Here is a 3725-nt window from a genome sequence, read left to right on the forward strand (position 1 = left end):
TACAACAATCAGCGTGATGGTCATCATCGCAGCGTTGTCCCTTCTTACAACAATCAGCGTGATGGTCATMATCGCAGCGTTTTTTCYTCTTACAACAATCAGCGTGATGGTCATCATCGCAGCGTTTTTTCTTCTTACAACAATCAGCGTGATGGTCATAATCGCAGCGTTGTCCCTTCTTACAAYAATCAGCGTGATGGTCATCATCGCAGCGTTGTCCCTTCTTACAACAATCAGCGTGATGGTCATAATCGCAGCGTTTTTCCTTCTTACAACAATCATCGTGATAAGACATAGAAATATCACTCCTTTTTTTGCTATACTTTAAGTTACTTTTCAAGGTCGCATTCTTTTGGACAATTATCCCTGATTCCTATCATATGAACATTTTCAAAAAATGAATGAGCACTCTCCCTATTTTGATTTTTGATACTTAAGACAGGTGGGCTTTATGTATGAAAAAATGGGTTTATCAATAATTTGCCATTTGATTTTAATATCTACCTCAGAAAATGTTGTTTTATAAGTGTTACAATTATTTTGAGGTGGTAACTTTGTTTATTTCTCCAATGCTCTTGCACAAAACAGAGCAACCCTTCGCGGACAATGATTTCATTACTGAACTAAAGTTATCTAGACCTAATTATAAAAGACCTTAATAAATAAAGGAGAGTACATATTAGTCATGTATGTACTCTCCTTTTTTCTTTTAATGAACTAAAACTAGACTTTGGAGATGAAATGTTTGTACTTCCTGCCAATCCATAATTCAGCGGGATTGGATATAAACGTGTAGTAAAAGTTTAATTTTTCATTAGTTCCAATTTCCGAACACTTTTTAATAAATAAAAAAACATGGTTATAAAGTAACCATGTTTTCTTTTTACTCATATAGCTGTGTCTACACTAAGAGTTATTTATTGATAAATTCTTTGTTGATTTTTTCAGCCTCAGCCATGTATTCTGTTTTAATCCCGCTCTTAACTCCCCACCAATAGAAGCAGAGTGCCAGACATGCGATGACCACCATATCCCAGCCAAATGTAAGAATATTTTTTCCGCCGAACTTCTCACTTCCAATATAAGAAATCAAAATCATACAACATAAGTATATTAGCAGCCAAACACCTGATAAAAATTGTTTTTTGAATCCATTCCATTTATTTTTAGCTTGATAATAAAAGTAAATAGGTAGTCCAATGGCAATGATGAAAACGACTTCTCCTGTTAATGGCCAACGCGCCCAGTATAAAGTAAGCGATGCTAAAACAAATCCACAAGGTGCAATAATGGAAGCACCTTTTAAGTGAAATGGACGGTTAAAATGAGAAGCAGTACGTCTTAAAGTTGCCAATGCAACTGGCCCCATGATATACGAAATAAGTGTAGCAACTGAAATCACTTCAGCAAGTACGCCCCATCCGCGGAATAAAAATAAAAAGATAAAACATACGCCTAAGTTCAATAACATCGCTGGACGAGGAACACCATAAAGTGGATGTAATGTACCAAAGATATTCGGTAAGTACCCATTTTTCTGCATTCCATAAAGCATTCGTGAAGTTGTAGCTGTATAAGTGGCACCTGAACCAGACGGTGATACAAACGCATCTACATACAATACAATCGCTAACCAGTTAAGGCTAAGAGCAATTGCCAAATCTGCAAAAGGTGAATTAAAATTCAGATGACTCCATCCGTTCACGATCATAGACGGATCGACTGCACCGATAAAAACAACTTGTAAAATAACGTATATAAAACCTGCAATTAGAATAGACCCAATAACAGCAATTGGTATAGACTTATTCGGCGACTTCGCTTCGCCTGCCATATTAACGGGACTTTGAAATCCGTTAAACGCAAACACTATACCAGAAGTAGCTACTGCTGTTAAAACGCTTGCCCAACCATATGGTGCGATTCCTTGAGAACTTGTAAAGTTTTCACCATGGAATCCAGCAAAAAATAACGATCCTGCCATTACACCTGGAACAATTAATTTAAAAATAGTGATAAATGAATTTGCCTTAGCAAAAAGGTTAACTGTCCAATAGTTGATGAAGAAATAGAGCAATAATAGTAAAGAAGCTATGAATAATCCTTTGGTCGTTAAGATATTGTTATCAACTAAAGAATGAGACCATCTGGCCCATTCCCAAGGCCACGTACTCATATATTGTACCGAAGCAATGGCCTCAACGGTAATAGTCGAAGCGATAGAAATCCAGTTCGCCCACGCAGCTAAAAATCCAATAAAAGAGCCATGCGAATATTGAGGATACTTAACCATTCCTCCAGCTTCAGGAAACATTGCCCCAAGCTCTGCGTAAGATAATGCAATTAATAAAATTACAACCATACCGATAATCCAAGAAAAAATAGCTGCTGGCCCAGCAATCTGGGCAGCTTTCCACGCTCCGAACAACCAACCTGAGCCGATAATAGAACCAATGCCTGTCAGAGTTAAAGCAAAAGTCCCCATCTTTCTATGCATATTACTCATCTCTACCTACACCTCTTCCTAGGAAAATAAAAAACACTTGATCTATAAATCAAGTGTTTGCCCAGGCGCGCGGCTTATACTCTATATGCTCCCCCATGGTACTCCATGTTGCGCCAGTTACATATAGGAAAATAGCTTTTTTTTTAGTATATAGGATTTTTTAAAATTTCACAACACTTGAAGAACATTTATATTTTATATATAATCTTATTTATTTTTCGTAATTTCCTATCAATATTCATTTTAATTCGAAAAAATCAGGTGAATTAAAGTCCAAAAACAAACATTCAATTTCCAGAACACATGCTACATCAATATCATCATTTCTCTTTAACATTATACTTAAAAACCTTTAAGAACTTATATGCGCAAAATAAACCGTTTTCATTTTACGAATTATAACATTTACATGGAAGTAATGTACCAGTTAGTTAAAATCTTATGAACTAACAACGGAAATACTTGGAATACTCCATACCTATATTACCTCCTTGTGGWATYGTTGGTTCAGCGTATCTTCCGTCTTTGACCAATTTGGCAATGACTTTAGCATTTTTCACATCATTTTTAGTAGGAGAATTATCTTTACTTCGTTTAACAAGTAGTGGATTGACTGATACGAACTTAATAGTATTCTCTTTTAGAAGATGAGTAGATTTAACCAGTAGTGACCGGTTGGCTCCATGCCTACAATCACTTGATTTAACTTACACCCTTTAACATGTTGGGTAATCCAATCTAGAACCGAATGAAATCCTGCTTTCGTATTTTCAAAGAAACACGTTTTACCTAGTTCCAATCCTCTAAAATCTTGTGCTCTCGCGACATGATTGTGCTTGGCTATATCTACTCCGACCATTATGGTTTCAGAAGTAACCTGAGAGATTTTATGATTTTGGTTATCATTCATTGTGAGACCTCCAAATAGATGTATTGCCCTTTTTAGCTGGCCAGCTCAGGACACATTCATCTTATCAAGAGGTCTTTTTTCGTTCAAACCTCATTTTCAGTTATTACAGGAACGCTGCCCCATTAGCTCCATAAAAAAAAGAGAAGTCGAAGTGCACATAACCCTGTCAAGTAGACAATAAAAAAAGAGTATTTTTTAAGCTGCGGCCTTTTCTCGATATTCAATTGGGGAAAGGCCGTTGAATTTCTCTTGAAAGCGAGCCGTATTGTAAAACTCTATATACTCTTGAATAGCTAGATAAGCTTGCTC

The 3725-nt window shown here is 36.3% G+C and carries 3 protein-coding genes, 1 pseudogene and 1 riboswitch; of the genes and pseudogenes, 1 reads left to right on the forward strand and 3 read right to left on the reverse strand.

Features of this window, described 5'->3' with window-relative positions; all coding sequences use genetic code 11:
* Positions 1 to 328 (forward strand): hypothetical protein (locus tag AC1DVB_RS25810; RefSeq protein WP_477591634.1); only part of this gene is annotated, 328 nt, incomplete at its 5' end.
* Positions 329 to 913: 585 nt separating this feature from the next.
* Here AC1DVB_RS25810 and AC1DVB_RS25815 read toward each other — a convergent pair.
* The 3 genes and pseudogenes from AC1DVB_RS25815 to AC1DVB_RS25825 form a co-directional block, all read right to left on the reverse strand.
* Positions 914 to 2506, reverse strand: a complete 1593-nt coding sequence (locus tag AC1DVB_RS25815) for an APC family permease (RefSeq protein ID WP_057276254.1) — start codon at positions 2504 to 2506, stop codon at positions 914 to 916.
* A 52-nt stretch (positions 2507 to 2558) separates the two neighbouring features.
* Positions 2559 to 2637: riboswitch (ZMP/ZTP riboswitch) on the reverse strand.
* Between the two features lie 321 nt (positions 2638 to 2958).
* Positions 2959 to 3416: pseudogene (locus tag AC1DVB_RS25820) on the reverse strand (IS110 family transposase); the annotation flags it as partial.
* Between the two features lie 195 nt (positions 3417 to 3611).
* The coding region (locus AC1DVB_RS25825) for an IS3 family transposase (protein WP_268572584.1) at positions 3612 to 3725 on the reverse strand (114 nt) is incomplete at its 5' end.

Source organism: Peribacillus sp. P4_D6 (genome assembly GCF_056401795.1).